The following is a 16,385-nucleotide window of genomic DNA, read 5'->3' on the forward strand; positions in this document are numbered from 1 at the left end:
CTCAAACTCCCCTTGCGTCGCCGTCGGAGCGCGGATCATGCGTCGCTTCGACATGCCCCTTCTGATGTTTCACCAGCATGCCCGCATGTCCGAAGCTGTCGGCATAGGCCTCGCTGTACTCCTCGACCGGGTGGCCGGCGGCAGTGAGCCGTGCCAGCAGCATCGGATCGAATCGGCTTTCCAGCTTGAGAGAGAGCGAACCCGCACCCCAGGTCTTGCCGAAAAGCCAGCGCGGCGCATCGACGGCGGTCGCGGGGTTCTGGCCGAAGCGATAGCGCGTCAGGATCTGCGCCTGGAACTGCGGCTGGCCGTCGCCCCCCATCGCGCCATAGGAGACCACGCGCCCGTCATCGAAGCGGGCGAGCGGCGGGTTCAGCGTGTGGAAGGGCTTGCGGCCCGGCGCTAGCGGATTCAGTGCCGTCTTGTCGAGCGAGAAAGAGACACCGCGGTTCTGCCAGTGGATCCCGGTCTTGGGCAGGACGCATCCCGAGCCATATTCCCAATAGATCGACTGGATATAGGAGACAGCGAGCCCGTTGCCGTCGATCGCGCCCATCCAGACAGTGTCGCCCTCGCGGGGTGCGAAAGGCCAGTTCGCCGCCCGCTTGCGATCGATCGCCGCGGCCTCGCCGGCGAGGACCGCCTCGCTGAGGAAGCTCGCCGGATCGGCCTTCATATGGGCCGGGTCGGTGATCAGCCGATCGCGCATGGCAAAAGCCCGCTTGGTCGCCTCGACAAGTCCGTGATGATGGTCGAAGCCCTCCGCCCGCGTCACGCCCAGCTTCTCGAAGATGCCGAGGATCAGCAGCGAGGCGAGCCCCTGGGTCGGGGGCGGGAAATTATGGACGGTCAGGCCCGGCAGCTTCAGCGACAGCGGCTGCACGGCGCGCGCCCTGAAACCGGCGAGATCCGCCCGTGTGACCGGCGCGCCGATCACATCGAGATCGGCGCCGATCTCCCGGCCGATATCACCGCGGTAGAAATCATCGAGCCCGGCATCGGCGAGCTGTTTGAAGGTTCCGCCGAGCTCTTCCGGCTTCCGCCGCGCACCCGTCGCCGGCCGTTCGCCGCCCGGCCAGAAGAAGCTGCTGAAACCCGGGGCCAGCCTGGTGGCCTCCGCCTCCTGCGGCCAGGTACGCAGCTCGGAGTCCGAGACTGGATAACCGGTGTCGCAGTGGCTGATCGCATCGGCGAGCAGATCGCGCAGCGGCATCTTCCCGCCGAGCACCTTCGCCAGTTCCAGCGCCGCCTGCCAGCCGCCGACCGCGCCGGCAACCGTCACCGCCGCATCGGGGCCGCGCGAGGGGATGCTGTCATGCCCCTTCTCGCGATAGCGTTCGATAGTCGCCTGTGCGCCCGCCGGGCCGCAAGCCTCGATCGCATGCACCTTGCCGCCAGGCTCGTGCACCAGCCAGAACCCGTCGCCGCCGATGGCGTTCATATGCGGGTAGACCACGGCGATGGTCGCTGCCATCGCCACCATGGCCTCGATCGCATTGCCCCCCTCGGCGAGAACGGCGCGCCCGGCTTCCGAGGCAAGACGATGCGGCGCAGCAGCGGCCCCGGTTGAGAAAACAGGCGTATCGATCATCGAGGGGTTTTCAATCCAGCGGGGAGCAACCATTTGCCGAGTGGCGCGATTTTGTTGCATGCCGGCAGCGCGTCGGCTAGGCGGTAGCGCGCATGAATTATCAAGGAACGAACATGGCTGAAAAGCGTGGCACCTGGCGTACCCTGATCATGGTGATCTCGCTGGGCATCCTGATCGCCGTCGAACTCTTCGGCGTCGCGCTGGCGTCGGGCTGGGCTCTCGCCGGCCTTTTCGAGCTCGGCCCTATCGTCGGCTATATCCTGATGGCGCTCTTCTCGGGCCTGGCGGCCTACGCCATGCTTGCCTTCATGCGCCGCGTGATCAAGTTCGAGCATATCGGCGAGCGCAGCTGATTCAGCCGCAGCGCCTGAGAACGACCGGATCGGCCTCTTCGGGCAGGTAGTTGCCCATTGGCCGGCAAGCTGCCCCGACACAGATCGTCCAATCCGCCGTCGCGCCGGAGCGCCGCATCACGACCTCGGTCAGTGCCGGCAAGGTCGGTGTCCAGCGCCAGAAGCCGCCGCGCAACGTTGCGCCGTCAGGCGGATCCATGCCGGCGCCCGATCCTTCGATGCGTGCCTCGACCAGCAGCAGGCCGTCCGGCGTCTCCCTCCAGACCTCTTCCCACAGCGTCTTCTGCACCGAGTGCCGCCAGCCGAGCGTGATCTCGTCGGCGCCGAGCGCAACGACGAGTGCACCGGCCGCAAGGCACAGACTCACGCGGGGGCCTGCCGGGCGGTCCGGACCCGCCAGAGATGCTGGCCGACCACCAGCGCGCCGAGCAGGAAGCCGGCCTCGTCGGTAATCGGCAGTGCCGCAACGAGCAACGCAGCTGCAATTGCCATCAGAACGCGCTCCCACATTGCCAGCGGCGCCCGCAAATAACCGACCACGGTCGCGCCCCACAGGACCATCGCAAAGCTCGCCTTGGCGACAATGTAGACGACCGACAGCCAATAGGCCGCGCCGTTCAGCCCCGCGACCGGCTGCAACATCAGGTTGGGATCGTAGACCGCCATGTAAGGCACCACGAAGCCCGGCAGCGCGATCTTCACGGCCTGCACACCGATCTTCATGCCCGAGACCTTCGCCATCGGCGCTGCCGCGAAGGCTGCGAGTGCGACCGGCGGTGTCAGGTCCGCCATGATCCCGAAATAGAAGACGAACATGTGGCTGACGATCAGCGGCACCTCGAGCTGCAGCAGGATCGGCGCCGCCAGCGACGACGTGATGATGTAGTTCGGGATGGTCGGGATACCCATGCCGAGGATCAGGCTGAAGATCATCGTCAGCACCAGCGCGAGGAACATCGAGCTCTTGCCGATCCCGATCAGCCAGGAACCGAAGATCGTACCGATGCCGGTGAGCGTCATCGTGCCGATCACGATGCCGACGAGCGCGCAAGCGAGGCCGACCGGCAGGGCCTGACGCGCGCCATCGGCCAGGGCCTCGACGCAGGAATTCAGCACCTCGCGGCCGGACACGCCCCGGAACACATTCCAGACCACAAGTCCCAACACGACCATCAGCACGGTCGCCATGCTGATCGTCATCGACGCGGCCGAGACCAGCGCGAAGCCCACCCAGAAGACGATGCGCAAAGCAGGCGTGGTCAGGCCGGCTGCGATTGCAAGCGCGAGGATCAGCGCGACGGTGAGCACAAGCCCGATCGCTCCCGCAAAGAGCGGCGTGAACCCCGCGAAGAGGAGATAGACCAGCACCAGCAGCGGCGCGATCAGATACCAGTTCTTGCGCAATTCGGCGCGGGCGCTCGGCAGTTGCGACTTCGGCAGACCGTGCAGACCGAGCTTGCCCGCTTCGAGATGGACCGCCCAATAGCAGGCGGCGAAATAGAGCAGCGCCGGGATGATCGCCGCTTCGACGATCTTGGAATAGGGCACGTCGATCGTCTCGGCCATGATGAAGGCGACCGCGCCCATCACCGGCGGCATGATCTGCCCGCCCATCGACGAGGTCGCCTCGACTCCGCCGGCAAAGGCCCCGGTGAAGCCGGAGCGCTTCATCAGCGGAATGGTGAACTGGCCGGACGCGACCACATTGGCGACGCCGGAGCCCGAAACCGTGCCCATCAGAGCGGACGATGCGACGCAGACCTTGCCGGGCCCACCCTGCTTGCCCCCGAACAGGGCCATCGAGATGTCGTTGAAGAAGTCGATCACGCCGGCGCGTTCCATGAAGGCGCCGAACAGGATGAACAGGAAGATGAAGGTCGCCGACACGGCCGTCGGCGTTGCGTAGAGTCCTTCGGTACCGAACGCCATCTGCTCGACCACCTGTTCGAGGCTGTAGCCGCGATGGTCGAACGGCGCCGGCAGATAGTTGCCGAAGAAGCAATAGGCCAGGAAGGTGCCGGCCACGAGCGGCAAGGCAATGCCCATCGCACGCCAGACCAGCAGGAAGAGCACGGCAAGTGCCCCCAGGCCGACGACCATATCGAGAGGGGTGAGCTCGCCGGCGCGGTTCACCAGCTCGACATAGTTCCACCAATGATAAAGCCCGATGGCGAAGCCGAGCGCGCCAACCGTCCACCAAAAGGTCCGCCCCGCGGGCGACGTCTCATCGGCATTGGCGAGCAAGCCGCAGGCGGTCAGGCAGAGGAAGCCGACATGGACCGTCCGCAACACCTGGTTCGGCAGCGTGCCGGTATAGAGCGAGACGAGCTCGAAGGCCCCGAACAGGCACAGGAAAGCGATCACAGCCTCGCCCATCACCCGGCCGCGAAGCACGGACAGGATGATCCAGCCGAGCCAGAGCACGAAGCCGGCTCGGATCAGCGTGATCGGCGTCAGCCAGCTGACCGTCTCGATCACCCGGAAGTCGAGCGGAATACCGAAGGCCGTCACGATCTGGAAGGCCGAGAAGGCAACGGCGATCCAGAACAGCAGGCGGCCCTTCCATCCGTTGCCAAAGGTCGCGGGCAGGCCATGCTCCGGATCATGCGGCGGCGCAGCGGGCGCCCCCGAGGCATCCGGTACGGCGAGAGGGCTCTTCTGGTCCTGGCTCATCACTGCAAATCCCCGGTCCCGACCGCTTCGTATCCGGCGGTCTTTCTGGCAGCGCTTCAGACAAGAGGCGAGGCCGGTGAACCGGCCCCGCCCCAAGACTTTTGTCGAACGGGCCGAACGGCTCAGGAGCCGACCTTCAGGCCCTTCTCCTTGAAGTAACGCGCGGCGCCCGGATGCAGCGGCAGCGGCATCCCGTCGAGCGCAGCCTCGAGCTTGATCGCGCGTGCTGCGGCATGCGCCGCCGTCAGGTCACCGAGGTTCTCGTAGATCGCCTTGGTCATCTGATAGACGGTCTCTTCCTTCATGCCCTCATGGGTCACGAGGTAATTGACCACGGCAGCAGCCGGCACAGCGGCGGTCTGGCCGTTATAGGTGTTCGCCGGGATCGAGACCTTGACGAAGGGTGGGCCCGCCTTGTCCACCACGGCTGCAGGCACCTCGACGACCGTGATCTCGACCGAGGTCGAGAGATCCCGCAGCGAGGCGACACCGAGTCCGGCCGATTGCAGCGTGGCGTCGAGCTGGCGGTTCTTCATGAGTTCCACGGACTCTGCGAAGGGCAGATATTCGATCTTGCCCAGGTCCTTGTAGCTCATGCCCGCGGCGGCCAGGATCGCGCGCGCGTTCAGTTCGGTGCCGGATTTCGGTGCACCGACCGAGAGACGCTTGCCCTTGAGATCAGCCAGCGTCTTGATGCCGCTATCCTTCGACGCAACGATCTGGACATAGTTCGGATAGATCGCGGTGATGCCGCGCAGCTTCTTCAACGGCGCCTTGAAGCCCGCCTCCTCGTCGCCCTTCCAGGCGGCGTCGAGCGAATCGCCGAGGGTGAAGGCGATCTCGCCCTTGCCCTGCTGCAGCAGTTGCAGGTTCTCGACGGAAGCCTTGGTGGCCTGCACGGTCGGGCGGACGTTTGGAACCTTCTCGCTATAGATTTTCGAGAGCGCGACGCCGAGCGGGTAATAGACCCCGGAGGTACCGCCGGTCAGCACATTGATGAAATCCTGCGCACGCACGCTTGCCGGCGCCACGGCGACCAGGAAAGCAGTGGCGATACCGGCCAGCGACCGGCCGCGAAGCAGCGTTGTCATAAAACCTCCCATCATATCCTCCGGCACGAGCGGCCAGACTGAACAGGTTGTAGAGCACACAACTCGGCAAGGGAAAGTCAAACCAAGGTCCCGCTTCGCGCGGTCTGCCGCAGCTGCGTGACGCTTTCGCCATTTTTCCGGTGCATGCGGCACCCACTCGCCACCGGTTGCCCTTGTCCATTGGACAGGTTAGCCCGGACAATGACCCTCCTGAGAGCCGCCGAGACCGTTCCGACCATGCAAGCCCGCACGAAATCGCCCTCCCTGGACCGCCGCACGCTGCTCGCCGGCGCAAGCGCCACGGCGGCGCTCGCCGCGCTCGGCTTCGCCCCGGCGGCCCTGGCACAGCAGGGACTGAAGCTCGGCGAGGCGGAGGCATTCACTTTCGAAGGGCTGAAGGCGCGCGCCCGCGACCTTGCCGGCAAGCCCTATGCACCGCCCCCGCCGCCACGCGCCGATATCCTGGAGCGGATCGACTACGACGCCCATGGCAAGATCAAGTTCAAGCCGGAGATGGCCTTGTGGGCGAACGGCCCCTCGCCTTGGCCGGTGACCTTCTTCCATCTCGGTCGCTATTTCCAGAAGCCGGTGCGCATGCATGTCCTCGACAGCGGCAAGGCGCGCGAGATCGTCTATGATGAGAGCTATTTCGAGATGCCGGCGGATTCACCGGCGCGCCAATTGCCGGCGGGCGCGGGTTTCGCCGGTTTCCGCTTCCAGGAGAGCCGCTCCGGACATCCCGGCCGCAAGGGCGAGAAGCTCGATTGGCAGAAGAACGACTGGGTCGCTTTCCTCGGCGCCTCCTATTTCCGCGCCATTGGCGAGCTCTATCAATATGGCCTGTCCGCCCGCGGCCTCGCCATCGATCCGGCCGTCGGCGGCAAGGTTGAGGAATTTCCGGATTTCACCCATATCTGGCTGGAGACGCCGCAGGCCTCGGCCGAGTATGTTGTCGTCTATGCCCTGCTCTCCGGCCCCAGCGTTGCCGGTGCCTATCGCTTCCGCATGCATCGCGGCAAGGGCGTCGACATGGAGATCGAAAAGGCGATCTTCCTGCGCAATGACGTCGCCCGGCTTGGCATCGCGCCTCTGACCTCGATGTACTGGTATTCGGAGACGGCCAAATCGACCGCCGTCGACTGGCGCCCAGAGGTGCATGATTCCGACGGTCTCGCACTCTGGACCGGCTCCGGAGAACGCGCCTGGCGGCCCCTCAACAACCCCAGCCGCACCACCGCCTCGTCCTTCGTCGACAACAATCCGCGCGGTTTCGGCCTGATGCAGCGCGACCGCGAAGTCGGTCATTATCTCGACGGCGTTTTCTACGAGCGTCGCCCCAGCCTCTGGATCGAGACGATCGGCCAATGGGGCAAGGGCGCCGTTCAGCTCATCGAGATCCCGACCGACGACGAAATCCACGACAATATCGTCGTGATGTGGGTGCCCGAGACTCCCGCCAAGGCCGGTGCCGCCTACGAGTTCCACTACAAGCTGCATTGGCTCGCAGACGAACCCTTCCCCTCCCCGCTCGGCCGGGTCGTCGCAACGCGGCTCGGCAATGGCGGCCAGCCCGGGACCACCCGCCCAAAGGGCGTGCGCAAGTTCATGGTCGAGTTCAAAGGCCCGGTGCTGGAGAATATTCCCTTCGGCGTGAAGCCCGAGGTCGTGCTCTCGGCCTCGCGCGGCTCGTTCTCCTATGTCTTCGCCGAGGCCGTGCCGAACGATGTGCCCGGCCATTGGCGCGCACAATTCGACCTGACAGTCGAGGGCACGGACCCGGTCGAGATGCGCTGCTACCTGCGCGGCGGCGACACCGTCCTGACCGAAACCTGGCTGTACCAGTATCTGCCGTTCTGAGCGGGAACCGCTTCAGCCTTCCATCTGGCGTTTCCGCACCCGCTCCACGGACACGAACAATGTATTGGCTGCGCCAGGCTCGACGCTGAACACGTCGAAGCTCGGCGCATCCGGATGATCGGCCGACATATGCAGCGCGGCGGCGCCCTTGCGGCCAGCAAAGGCCATGATGCGGAAACTCAGCCCGTCGGGGAGGCCGATCTCGATCGCATCTGCCGGAATCTCCGTGACGACGCCGTCACGGACGGCTCTGAAGGTCACTCGGTCACCACTCACACGCCCGCTCCAGTCCTGCTGCCATTGACCATGGTGGATAACGCCACTGCCGGAAGCCGACAACAATCGCTATCTCGCTTGCCCCGGAGGTCGCGCAACATTATATCATTCACCGATGAGCCACTCTCACCGCCGTCCTGCAGCCACTGCCCTCTCGGAAGATCCGGGGTGGTCTTTGCTGCGCCTTTCGGCAGCGGGTCGGCTCGGGCTTGCGCTCGGCATCATCGCCCTGCTCTGGCTTGCAACCCTTGCAGTCATCTCCTGACGAAAGCTGCCCTTCGTGCCCGCCATTCGCCTCGATGATCTCACGCTCGGGTATGACCGCCACCCGGCGGTTCATCACCTCTCGGGCGAAATCGCCGCCGGAAGCCTGACCGCAATCGTCGGACCGAACGGCGCCGGAAAATCGACGCTGCTGAAGGGCATTGCCGGTGCCTTGGCACCGCTCGACGGTCACCTGACGCTCGCCCGCGGCAAGCGCCTCGCCTATCTGCCGCAATCGGCGGAACTCGATCGGTCCTTCCCGATCCATGTCTACGATCTCGTCGCCATGGGGCTGTGGGGCAAGGCCGGCATCTTCGGCCGCATCGGCTTCGGAGCGAAGACCAGGATCGAGGAAGCGATCGCCGCCGTCGGCCTGACCGGCTTCGAGCGCAGGCCGATTGCCAATCTCTCCGGCGGCCAGATGCAGCGCGCTCTCTTCGCGCGCCTGCTGCTGCAGGACGCCGATATCATTCTGCTCGACGAACCCTTCACCGCCATCGACGCCCGGACCACCGCCGATCTGCTCGCCTTGGTTCAGCGCTGGCATGGTGAGGCGCGCACCGTGGTAGCGGTCCTCCACGACATCGAAACGGTGAGGCGCGCCTTCCCCGAGACACTGCTTCTGGCACGCGAGGCCGTAGCCTGGGGGACGACCGACGACGTCCTGACGCCTGAAAACCAGCTCAGGGCCCGGCGCATGGTCGAGGCTTTCGACAGCCATGCCCCCGCCTGCAACCGCGACGCGGCCTGAACCTTCCGCAAACCTGGCACGCCGATGCTCCACGATATTTTCATCGGCCCCTTCGCCGAGTTCGACTTCATGCGCCGGGCCTTGGTCGGCGTCGTCGCGCTCGCCGTCTCCGGTGCGCCGATCGGCGTCTTCCTGATGCTGCGACGCATGAGCCTGACCGGCGATGCCATGGCGCATGCGATCCTGCCCGGCGCGGCAATCGGCTATCTCGTCGCGGGTTTCTCGCTGCCGGCCATGACCGTCGGCGGTCTGGCCGCCGGATTTGCCGTCGCGCTAGCGGCCGGCGCGGTCGCAAGGCTGACCGTGATGAAGGAAGACGCCTCGCTTGCCGCCTTCTACCTGATCTCGCTGGCGCTCGGCGTCACCATCGTCTCGCTGCGCGGCTCGGCGGTCGACCTTTTCCATGTCCTGTTCGGCAATGTGCTGGCGCTCGATGACGATGTGCTGCTGCTGCTTTCGAGCGTTGCGACACTGACCCTGATCACGCTGGCGCTGGCCTATCGCCCTCTCGTACTCGAATGCGTCGATCCGGGATTCCTGCGCTCGGTCAGCCGCTCCGGCGGTGTCGTGCATCTCACCTTCCTTGGCCTCGTCGTGCTCAATCTGGTGGCCGGTTTCCATGCGCTCGGCACCCTGCTTGCGGTCGGTCTGATGATGCTGCCGGCCGCCGCAGCACGATTCTGGACTGCCGATATCACGCGACTGATCCTGCTCGCCTCCGGTTTCGGCATCCTGTCCGGCTATGCCGGGCTGGTCGTGTCCTACTCAGCCGGCAGTAATCTTCCCGCGGGACCGGCCGTCATTCTCTCCGCCGGTGCGCTCTATCTCGGCTCACTCCTGTTCGGCACGCAGGGCGGGCTCGCGCGTCGGCTCTTGCCTCGCTCGCATCTCCAGCGCTAGTGATGTTATAGTGTTTCATTATCTGCTGGAGAGCCGCATGTTGAATCGTCGTCACGTCATCGCCGGGCTCACCGCGGGATTAGCCTTGTCGGCCGTGCCGTTGATGGCGCGCGCGCAGGAGAAACTGCCGGTCGTGGCGAGCTTCTCCATCCTTGGCGATTTCGCCAAGGAGATCGGCGGCGAACGCGTCGCGGTGACGATGCTGGTCGGACCCGATGGCGATGCGCATGTCTATTCGCCGACGCCGGCCGATGCGAAGAGCATGACTGCAGCGAAGCTGGTCCTGATCAACGGGCTGAAATTCGAAGGCTGGTTGTCCCGGCTGATCAAATCCTCCGGCACGAGCGCAACCATCGCGACGGCAACGCGGGGAATCTCCCCCCTGAAGCTGAAGGACGACGACCACGGCAAGGACCAGCACGGCAAGTCGGGCGGGCATGATCACGCAGGCGCGGACGATCCGCACGCCTGGCAGAGCGTGGCCAACGCCAAGCTCTATATCGCGAATATCCGCGATGCGCTGAGCGCAGCCGACCCTGCCGGCAAGGCGGCCTACGAGGCCAATGCCGCGGCCTATCTCGGCAAGCTCGACGCACTTGAAAGCGAGATCCAGGCTGCGGTGGCCCGTATTCCGGCCGACCGGCGCAGGGCCATCACGTCGCATGATGCCTTCGGCTATTTCGTCAAGGCCTATGGCATTGAATTCGTGGCGCCGCAGGGTGTTTCGACCGAGGCGGAGGCTTCTGCCAAGGACGTGGCGCGCATCATTCGCCAGGTGAAGGCGCAGAAAATTCCGGCAGTCTTCCTCGAGAATATCACCAATCCGCGGCTGATCGAGCAGATCGCGCGCGAGACCGGAGCCAATATCGGCGGCCGGCTCTACTCCGACGCGCTCTCGAACGCTTCCGGCCCTGCCGGGACTTACATCGAGATGATGCGACACAATATAAGGCAGATCGAAAAGGCGCTCGGCACAGGCGCAGCGTAAGCTGCGCTCGCGAGCGGCACTCGGCAGCAATCAGGTCGTCCCATGTCTGAAAAGATCCCTGTTACCGTGCTCACCGGCTATCTCGGCGCCGGCAAGACCACGCTCCTCAACCGCATCCTCACCGAAGACCACGGCAAGAAATTTGCGGTGATCGTCAACGAGTTCGGCGAGGCCGGCATCGATGGCGACCTCGTCGTCGGCGCCGACGAGGAAATCTTCGAGATGAACAACGGCTGCATCTGCTGCACCGTCCGCGGCGACCTGATCCGCATCCTCGACGGGCTGATGAAGCGCAAGGGCAAGTTCGACGCGATCATTGTCGAGACAACCGGGCTCGCCGATCCGGCGCCCGTCGCCCAGACCTTCTTCGTCGACCAGGATGTCGGCGATGCGACCAAGCTCGACGCCGTCGTCACCGTGACCGACGCCAAATGGCTGAAGGACCGCCTGAAGGATGCTCCCGAGGCGAAGAACCAGATCGCCTTCGCCGACGTCATCATTCTCAACAAGACCGATCTGGTCACGGCCGAGGAACTGGCCGGCGTCGAGGCGGCGATCCGCGCCATCAATCCCTATGCCAAGCTGCACAAGGCGACCCGCTGCGACGTCGCGATCGACAAGCTGCTCGATCGCAATGCCTTCGATCTCGACCGGATTCTCGACATCGAGCCCGACTTCCTCGAGTCCGGCCATCACCATCATCATTCCGAAGACGTGCGCTCGATGTCGTTCACGATCGCCGGCGATGTCGACCCCGACAAGTTCATGCCCTGGATCAACGACATCTCACAGGCGCAGGGCCCGAACATCCTGCGCTCCAAGGGCATCCTGTCCTTCAAGAACGAGCCGCGCCGCTTCGTATTCCAGGGCGTGCACATGATTCTCGACGGCGATCTGCAGCGCGACTGGAAGGCAGACGAGAAGCGGGAATCGCGTCTCGTCTTCATTGGACGCGATCTCGACGAGAACGAGTTGCGCAAGGGGTTTATGGCCTGCGCGGCGTGAGCTAAAGCCACGTCATGGATAAGCAGACAAAACCCGTTTCGCTTCGCGAGCATGTCGTCCCGGTCGAGGCCGGCGAACATGTCGTCTCCGCTTCATGGCTCAAGCAGACGCTGGCATTCGCGCTCGCCGATGGGCGCGTGCTGCGCTGGCGTGACGGTGAGACCGAAAGCGTCGCTGCCCATGCGGGCGGCATCCTCACCGCCTGCTCCGATGGCGAGCGCCTGATCAGCGGCGGCGATGACGGGCGCGTCGTCGCCACGCTGGCCGAGGGCGAGCCGACCGAGATCTATCGCGATCCGAAGCGGCGCTGGATCGATGCCGTGACGCTCTCAGGCTCGGGCGGCCTTTCCTGGAACACCGGAAAGACCGTCCATGCCCGCGACGACAAAGGCAGGCTCCGTTCCTTCGACTTCGCCTCGACGCCGCAGGGCCTCGTCTTTGCACCGAAGGGATACAGGCTCGCGGTCGCACAGATGAACGGCGTCTCGCTCTGGTATCCGAACACCGAAGCGAAGCCCGACTTCCTAGAATGGAAGGGATCGCATCTCGACGTCACCTGGTCGACCGACGGCCGCTTCGTCGTTTCCTCGATGCAGGAGAACGCCCTGCATGGCTGGCGCCTCGGCGACAAGCCGACGCATATGCGCATGACAGGCTATCCGGCAAAGCCGCGCTCGCTGTCCTGGTCGCAGGACGGGCTCTGGCTCGCCTCCAGCGGCGCGGATGCGGCGATCATCTGGCCCTTCCAGGGCGAAGGTCCGACCGGCAAGGCGCCGCGCGAATGCGGCGCGCGCCACGCCAAGGTCACCCGCGTCGCCTTCCATCCCAAGGCGCTGGTTCTGGCCGTCGGCTATGACGATGGCTGCATCCTGCTGGTCCGGCTAACCGATGCCTCCGAACTGCTGGTGCGCCCGCCGCTCAAGGCCAGTGGCATCACCGCCTTCGCCTGGGACAAGCTCGGCAAGCGCCTCGCTTTCGGCGCCGAGGATGGCGCGGCCGGCGTTCTGACCCTGCCGACCTGAGCGATGCGCTTCGGCCTCTTCGGCAAGGGCAAGGCGAGCAAGGCCGTCGCTTCGGAAGCCGCCACCCGTATCAAGGCCGAGACCCGGGAGCTGCTCGGCCTGCCAGAGCAGGCCGCGATCGCCGTCAACGAGATCCTCTGTGCGGACCCGGCCTGCCCCGGCACCGAGACGGTGATCCTGGTGATGAACCCCGGCGAGAAGACCAGAGCCTACAAGGCACAGATGCCGATGGCGGAACTGACGCGAGACGCCTTGATCGCGGCATTGGAATTGGCCGCGGATCGCGCGGCGCAGCAAGATCCTGAACCGAGGGATAGCGCGTGACGAACTCGCCCTTGATCCGCGATATCAGCGATGATGACGTCGAACAGGTCAGCGCGCTGTGGCGTGCCGCCGGCGTCGCGCGCCCCTGGAACGACCCTGAAACCGATATCGCCTTTGCTCGCCGCGATCCGCATTCGACCGTCCTGGTCGCAGTGCTGGACGGCACGATCGTCGCGACGGTGATGGTCGGTGAGGACGGGCATCGCGGATGGGTCTACTACGTCGCGGCTGATCCGGAGCATCAGGGCAAGGGCCTGGGCCGGACCATCATGGCCGCAGCCGAGCGCTGGCTCGCCGAACGTGGGGTGTGGAAGCTGAACCTGCTCGTCCGCGGCGACAACACCAAGGTCAAGCGATTCTACGAGCATCTCGGCTATACCGACACCCAGTCGACCTGCTTCCAGAAGGTCCTCACGCCGCTCTGAGGCGGCTCCGAACAGCCCGTCACGCCCCCAAAAGATCAATCAGGTGCGGTATCAGCGGCTCGTCGGCCGGCGGCATGGCGAGGTCCCGCAGCTTGCCCGGCCGCACCCATTTCAGCGCCTGGCCTTCGGCAGAGACCACCGCTCCTTCCCAACGCCGGCAGATATAGAGCGGCATCAGCAGGTGGAATTCCGGATAGGCGTAGCTCGCGAAGGTCAGGGGCGCCAGGCAGTCCTCTTTCACGCTGATGCCGAGTTCCTCGGAGAGCTCGCGGATCAGCGCCGGCTCCGGCCGCTCGCCCGCTTCGAGCTTGCCGCCCGGGAATTCCCACAGCCCGGCAAGCGACTTGCCCTCCGGACGCTGCGTGACGAGGACGCGATTGTCGGAATCGATCAGTGCGCAGGCGACGACGAGAAGCAGTTTCACGAAGGCTCAGGTCCTGGAGGCGATGGTGAGAATGGTCTCGCGCTCCTTACCGATAACCGTGGCCATGTCATAGACCGAACCGCTTGAACCGAACCGCTTGCGCGGGAAGCCCATCCGCTTCGCCCCGATCATCTGGATGGTGGCATTCGGGCCCGTGAATCAGGGCATGCGCCAGCCCCGGATGCGCCTCACGCCGCCTTCACCCGTCGTGCTGTCGAAACCAGAAACACCCCGGCAAGGATGATGCAGCCGCCAACGAGCTGCCGTAGTTCCAGCGTTTCCCCAAGAACGATCACACCCATGACGGTTGCAACGGTGGGAACGAGATAACCGGTCATGGCCGCCCGCGTCGGACCGGCGGCACGGATCAGCTTCATGAAGATCGCCATCGGAATGGCCGTCGAGGCCACACCGAGCGCGAGCATGACAGGCACGTGATTCTGGATCGGGAGCAACCCGACGGGCCCGATGATGACGAGTGTCAGCCCTAGCGCGACGATCCCGGAGACGACCTGCTGGCCGAGCGCGAGTCGCGCAGGATCTCCGGCAGGTGCAGGCACGGCACGGACGTAGAGATTCCCGGCAGCATAGGCCAGCATCACACCGACCATGGCAGCGACGCCATAGGCCGTCCCACCACCTGCGACCAGACGTGGTCCGATCAGGATCGCGACGCCGACCATCCCGAGCAGCACGCCGAAGACGCGACGGCCGGAGAGTCGCTCCTCCGCGAAGAGAAAATGCGCGAAGATCGCGGTCACCAACGGTCCGGCGGCCTGAATCATCGCGGCAGGCCCGCTGGCGAGCTGCGTCAGCGCATAGGCGACGAGCACATTCGGTACCCAGCCATTGGTCGTGCCGAGCACGAGCCAGTGCCGGAGTTCATGCCGTCGTGGCAATGGGCTCTGCCCGAGGACGCTCACCCAGAGGGCCAGCGCAGTTGCCCCGAGCAGACCCCGCCCCGCCGCGACGGCCAGCGGCGGCACCTCACCGCTCATCAGCTTGATGAACAGGAAACTGCAGCCCCAGAAGAAGGAGCAGAGGAACAGGTTGCCGACGATGAAGCTCCGGCTGGGTTCAGCCGGAGCGGTCGCCTCAGGAGCGATAATCGCCATTGATCTCGACATAGGCCTTGGTGAGATCGCAGGTCCAGACGGTGGATTTGCCCCGGCCCAGCCCGAGATCGGCCGTGATGACGATGTCGTCGCCCTTCATGTAATCGGAGACGGCGGTCTCGTCATAGGACGGTGCGCGCGCGCCCTGCTTCGCAACCGTGATGTCGCCGAAGGAGATGTCGAGCCTGTCACGGTCGGCCGGCTCGCCCGCCTTGCCGACGGCCATGACGACGCGGCCCCAATTGGCGTCCTCGCCAGCGATCGCCGTCTTGACCAGCGGCGAGTTCGCGATCGACAGCGCAACGCGCTTGGCAGAGCGTGCGGAAGTCGCACCGGTGACCCGCACCTCGACGAATTTGCGCGCACCTTCACCATCCTTGCAGACGAGATGGGACAGCTCGAGCAGCAACGCATTGAGTGCGCGCTTGAAGCCGGAAAGGCGCGCGTCATTGAGCTCGGTGATCATGGGCACGCCGCGCGCCGCCGCCTTCGCCGTGGCGAACAGCATCAGCGTGTCGGAGGTCGAGGTGTCGCTGTCGACCGTGACGGCATTGAACGAACCCTTGACGCCCTTGGAGAGCAGCGCCTGCAGCACCGGCGCGGCAATCGGCGCGTCGGTGAAGACGAAGGAGAGCATCGTCGCCATGTCGGGCGCGATCATGCCCGCGCCCTTGGCAATACCCGCGATTACGACTTCGTGCCCGTCGATCTTCGCCTTGCGCGCCAGCGCCTTCGGGAAGGTATCGGTGGTCATGATCGCCTTGGCCGCATCGACCCACGGGCCGTCTGCCGCGCGGGACGCACAGTCCTTCAGCACGCCCTCGAACTTGGTCGCGTCCAGCGGCTCGCCGATCACGCCTGTGGAGGCGATGAAGACCTCCTGCGGCTTGCAGCCGGCCGCCTTCGCCGCGATCTCGGCGGTCAGCTTGACGGAATCGCGGCCCTTGAGGCCGGTGAAGGCATTGGCATTGCCGGAATTGACGACGATCGCGCGCGCCTTGCCCTGCGCAAGGTTCTCGCGGCACCAGTCGACCGGCGCCGAGGGGCATTTCGAGCGGGTGAAGACGCCGGCGGCTTGCGTGCCCTCGTCGAGCAGCATGAAGACCACATCGGTCCGCCCCTTGTAGCGAATGCCCGCTTCGGCGGTGGCAAAGCGCACGCCCGGCACGGCCGGAACCTTTGGCTGGCGCTTCGGCGCGAGCGGGGAAACGGGAACATCCTTGCCAGCCATCGAAGCGTCTCCTGAAACGAGGCGTCCGATGTGCCGCAGCCGCGGTCGGAAGACAAGGGTCCGAAATGCAGAGCCCAAACGCGTGATGCCCGGGC

Annotated in this window: 17 protein-coding genes; 9 read left to right on the top strand and 8 right to left on the bottom strand. The window is 65.3% G+C overall.

Annotated features, from left to right (window positions below; all coding sequences use genetic code 11):
* Window position 1: 1 nt before the first annotated feature.
* Window positions 2-1,591: a gamma-glutamyltransferase family protein gene (locus FG93_RS07040; RefSeq protein WP_043233289.1), complete on the bottom strand. Its 1,590-nt coding sequence runs from the start codon at window positions 1,589-1,591 to the stop codon at window positions 2-4.
* A 113-nt stretch (window positions 1,592-1,704) separates the two neighbouring features.
* Between FG93_RS07040 and FG93_RS07045 the strand changes: the two genes are divergently transcribed.
* Window positions 1,705-1,944, top strand: coding sequence for a hypothetical protein (locus tag FG93_RS07045; RefSeq protein WP_043233290.1), 240 nt, complete (start codon window positions 1,705-1,707; stop codon window positions 1,942-1,944).
* A gap of 1 nt (window position 1,945) precedes the next feature.
* On the opposite strand, the gene FG93_RS07050 is transcribed toward FG93_RS07045, so the two are convergent.
* From FG93_RS07050 to FG93_RS07060, 3 genes are all read right to left on the bottom strand, one after another.
* Entirely contained in the window at window positions 1,946-2,311 is a 366-nt protein-coding gene (locus tag FG93_RS07050) for a DUF1850 domain-containing protein (protein WP_043233220.1), read from the bottom strand.
* Window positions 2,308-4,617 (bottom strand): TRAP transporter permease, encoded by a 2,310-nt coding sequence (locus FG93_RS07055; protein ID WP_043233221.1) that lies wholly within the window; start codon window positions 4,615-4,617, stop codon window positions 2,308-2,310. The genes FG93_RS07050 and FG93_RS07055 overlap by 4 nt, the downstream gene beginning before the upstream one ends.
* 122 nt (window positions 4,618-4,739) lie before the next feature.
* Window positions 4,740-5,708 carry a TAXI family TRAP transporter solute-binding subunit gene (locus tag FG93_RS07060; RefSeq protein WP_043233223.1) on the bottom strand — a complete coding sequence of 323 codons (969 nt, stop codon included), beginning with the start codon at window positions 5,706-5,708 and terminating at the stop codon, window positions 4,740-4,742.
* A 237-nt stretch (window positions 5,709-5,945) separates the two neighbouring features.
* Between FG93_RS07060 and FG93_RS07065 the strand changes: the two genes are divergently transcribed.
* The gene (locus tag FG93_RS07065; protein WP_043233291.1) at window positions 5,946-7,565 is read left to right on the top strand and encodes a glucan biosynthesis protein; all 1,620 of its coding nucleotides are present in this window, start codon (window positions 5,946-5,948) and stop codon (window positions 7,563-7,565) included.
* A gap of 12 nt (window positions 7,566-7,577) precedes the next feature.
* Here the strand turns inward: FG93_RS07065 and FG93_RS07070 are convergent, their stop codons facing one another.
* A complete protein-coding gene (locus FG93_RS07070) occupies window positions 7,578-7,826 on the bottom strand; it encodes a hypothetical protein (RefSeq protein ID WP_043233225.1) in 249 nt (82 codons plus the stop codon).
* Window positions 7,827-8,112: 286 nt separating this feature from the next.
* Between FG93_RS07070 and aztA the strand changes: the two genes are divergently transcribed.
* Genes aztA through FG93_RS07105 form a run of 7 tightly spaced genes read left to right on the top strand, consistent with a single transcriptional unit; the run spans window position 8,113 to window position 13,520 of the window.
* Window positions 8,113-8,856, top strand: a complete 744-nt coding sequence (gene aztA, locus FG93_RS07075) for a zinc ABC transporter ATP-binding protein AztA (RefSeq protein ID WP_081881360.1) — start codon at window positions 8,113-8,115, stop codon at window positions 8,854-8,856.
* A 24-nt stretch (window positions 8,857-8,880) separates the two neighbouring features.
* A complete protein-coding gene (locus FG93_RS07080) occupies window positions 8,881-9,756 on the top strand; it encodes a metal ABC transporter permease (protein WP_043233228.1) in 876 nt (291 codons plus the stop codon).
* 37 nt (window positions 9,757-9,793) lie between these two features.
* Complete coding sequence (locus tag FG93_RS07085) at window positions 9,794-10,744, top strand: metal ABC transporter substrate-binding protein (protein WP_043233293.1); 951 nt, start codon at window positions 9,794-9,796, stop codon at window positions 10,742-10,744.
* 42 nt (window positions 10,745-10,786) lie between these two features.
* Window positions 10,787-11,749 carry a GTP-binding protein gene (locus FG93_RS07090; protein ID WP_043233229.1) on the top strand — a complete coding sequence of 321 codons (963 nt, stop codon included), beginning with the start codon at window positions 10,787-10,789 and terminating at the stop codon, window positions 11,747-11,749.
* Window positions 11,750-11,763: 14 nt separating this feature from the next.
* Window positions 11,764-12,771, top strand: a complete 1,008-nt coding sequence (locus FG93_RS07095; protein WP_043233230.1) for a WD40 repeat domain-containing protein — start codon at window positions 11,764-11,766, stop codon at window positions 12,769-12,771.
* Window positions 12,772-12,774: 3 nt separating this feature from the next.
* Entirely contained in the window at window positions 12,775-13,095 is a 321-nt protein-coding gene (locus tag FG93_RS07100; RefSeq protein WP_043233232.1) for a hypothetical protein, read from the top strand.
* Window positions 13,092-13,520, top strand: a complete 429-nt coding sequence (locus tag FG93_RS07105; RefSeq protein WP_043233233.1) for a GNAT family acetyltransferase — start codon at window positions 13,092-13,094, stop codon at window positions 13,518-13,520. Before FG93_RS07100 ends, FG93_RS07105 begins: the two co-directional genes overlap by 4 nt.
* Before the next feature lie 19 nt (window positions 13,521-13,539).
* Here FG93_RS07105 and mutT read toward each other — a convergent pair whose 3' ends face one another.
* The 3 genes from mutT to argJ all read right to left on the bottom strand — a co-directional run bounded on the left by mutT (window position 13,540) and on the right by argJ (window position 16,290).
* Window positions 13,540-13,944: an 8-oxo-dGTP diphosphatase MutT gene (gene mutT, locus FG93_RS07110; RefSeq protein ID WP_043233234.1), complete on the bottom strand. Its 405-nt coding sequence runs from the start codon at window positions 13,942-13,944 to the stop codon at window positions 13,540-13,542.
* A 188-nt stretch (window positions 13,945-14,132) separates the two neighbouring features.
* The gene (locus tag FG93_RS07115; RefSeq protein ID WP_043233236.1) at window positions 14,133-15,059 is read right to left on the bottom strand and encodes a DMT family transporter; all 927 of its coding nucleotides are present in this window, start codon (window positions 15,057-15,059) and stop codon (window positions 14,133-14,135) included.
* Window positions 15,040-16,290 (bottom strand): bifunctional glutamate N-acetyltransferase/amino-acid acetyltransferase ArgJ, encoded by a 1,251-nt coding sequence (gene argJ / locus FG93_RS07120; RefSeq protein WP_043233238.1) that lies wholly within the window; start codon window positions 16,288-16,290, stop codon window positions 15,040-15,042. The genes FG93_RS07115 and argJ overlap by 20 nt, the downstream gene beginning before the upstream one ends.
* Window positions 16,291-16,385: the final 95 nt, after the last annotated feature.

The sequence above is a fragment of the Allobosea sp. LC85 genome, assembly GCF_000735605.1.
GTDB lineage: Bacteria > Pseudomonadota > Alphaproteobacteria > Rhizobiales > Beijerinckiaceae > Allobosea.

Excerpts from the sequence above, each read along its gene's own strand:
- FG93_RS07080 (WP_043233228.1), top strand. The coding sequence starts at position 8,881 with ATGCTCCACGATATTTTCATCGGCCCCTTCGCCGAGTTCGACTTCATG.
- FG93_RS07065 (WP_043233291.1), top strand. The coding sequence starts at position 5,946 with ATGCAAGCCCGCACGAAATCGCCCTCCCTGGACCGCCGCACGCTGCTC.
- FG93_RS07095 (WP_043233230.1), top strand. The coding sequence starts at position 11,764 with ATGGATAAGCAGACAAAACCCGTTTCGCTTCGCGAGCATGTCGTCCCG.
- FG93_RS07090 (WP_043233229.1), top strand. The coding sequence starts at position 10,787 with ATGTCTGAAAAGATCCCTGTTACCGTGCTCACCGGCTATCTCGGCGCC.
- FG93_RS07085 (WP_043233293.1), top strand. The coding sequence starts at position 9,794 with ATGTTGAATCGTCGTCACGTCATCGCCGGGCTCACCGCGGGATTAGCC.
- FG93_RS07045 (WP_043233290.1), top strand. The coding sequence starts at position 1,705 with ATGGCTGAAAAGCGTGGCACCTGGCGTACCCTGATCATGGTGATCTCG.
- FG93_RS07115 (WP_043233236.1), bottom strand. The coding sequence starts at position 15,059 with ATGGCGATTATCGCTCCTGAGGCGACCGCTCCGGCTGAACCCAGCCGG.
- FG93_RS07100 (WP_043233232.1), top strand. The coding sequence starts at position 12,775 with ATGCGCTTCGGCCTCTTCGGCAAGGGCAAGGCGAGCAAGGCCGTCGCT.
- FG93_RS07055 (WP_043233221.1), bottom strand. The coding sequence starts at position 4,617 with ATGAGCCAGGACCAGAAGAGCCCTCTCGCCGTACCGGATGCCTCGGGG.
- FG93_RS07060 (WP_043233223.1), bottom strand. The coding sequence starts at position 5,708 with ATGACAACGCTGCTTCGCGGCCGGTCGCTGGCCGGTATCGCCACTGCT.
- argJ (WP_043233238.1), bottom strand. The coding sequence starts at position 16,290 with ATGGCTGGCAAGGATGTTCCCGTTTCCCCGCTCGCGCCGAAGCGCCAG.
- FG93_RS07040 (WP_043233289.1), bottom strand. The coding sequence starts at position 1,591 with ATGATCGATACGCCTGTTTTCTCAACCGGGGCCGCTGCTGCGCCGCAT.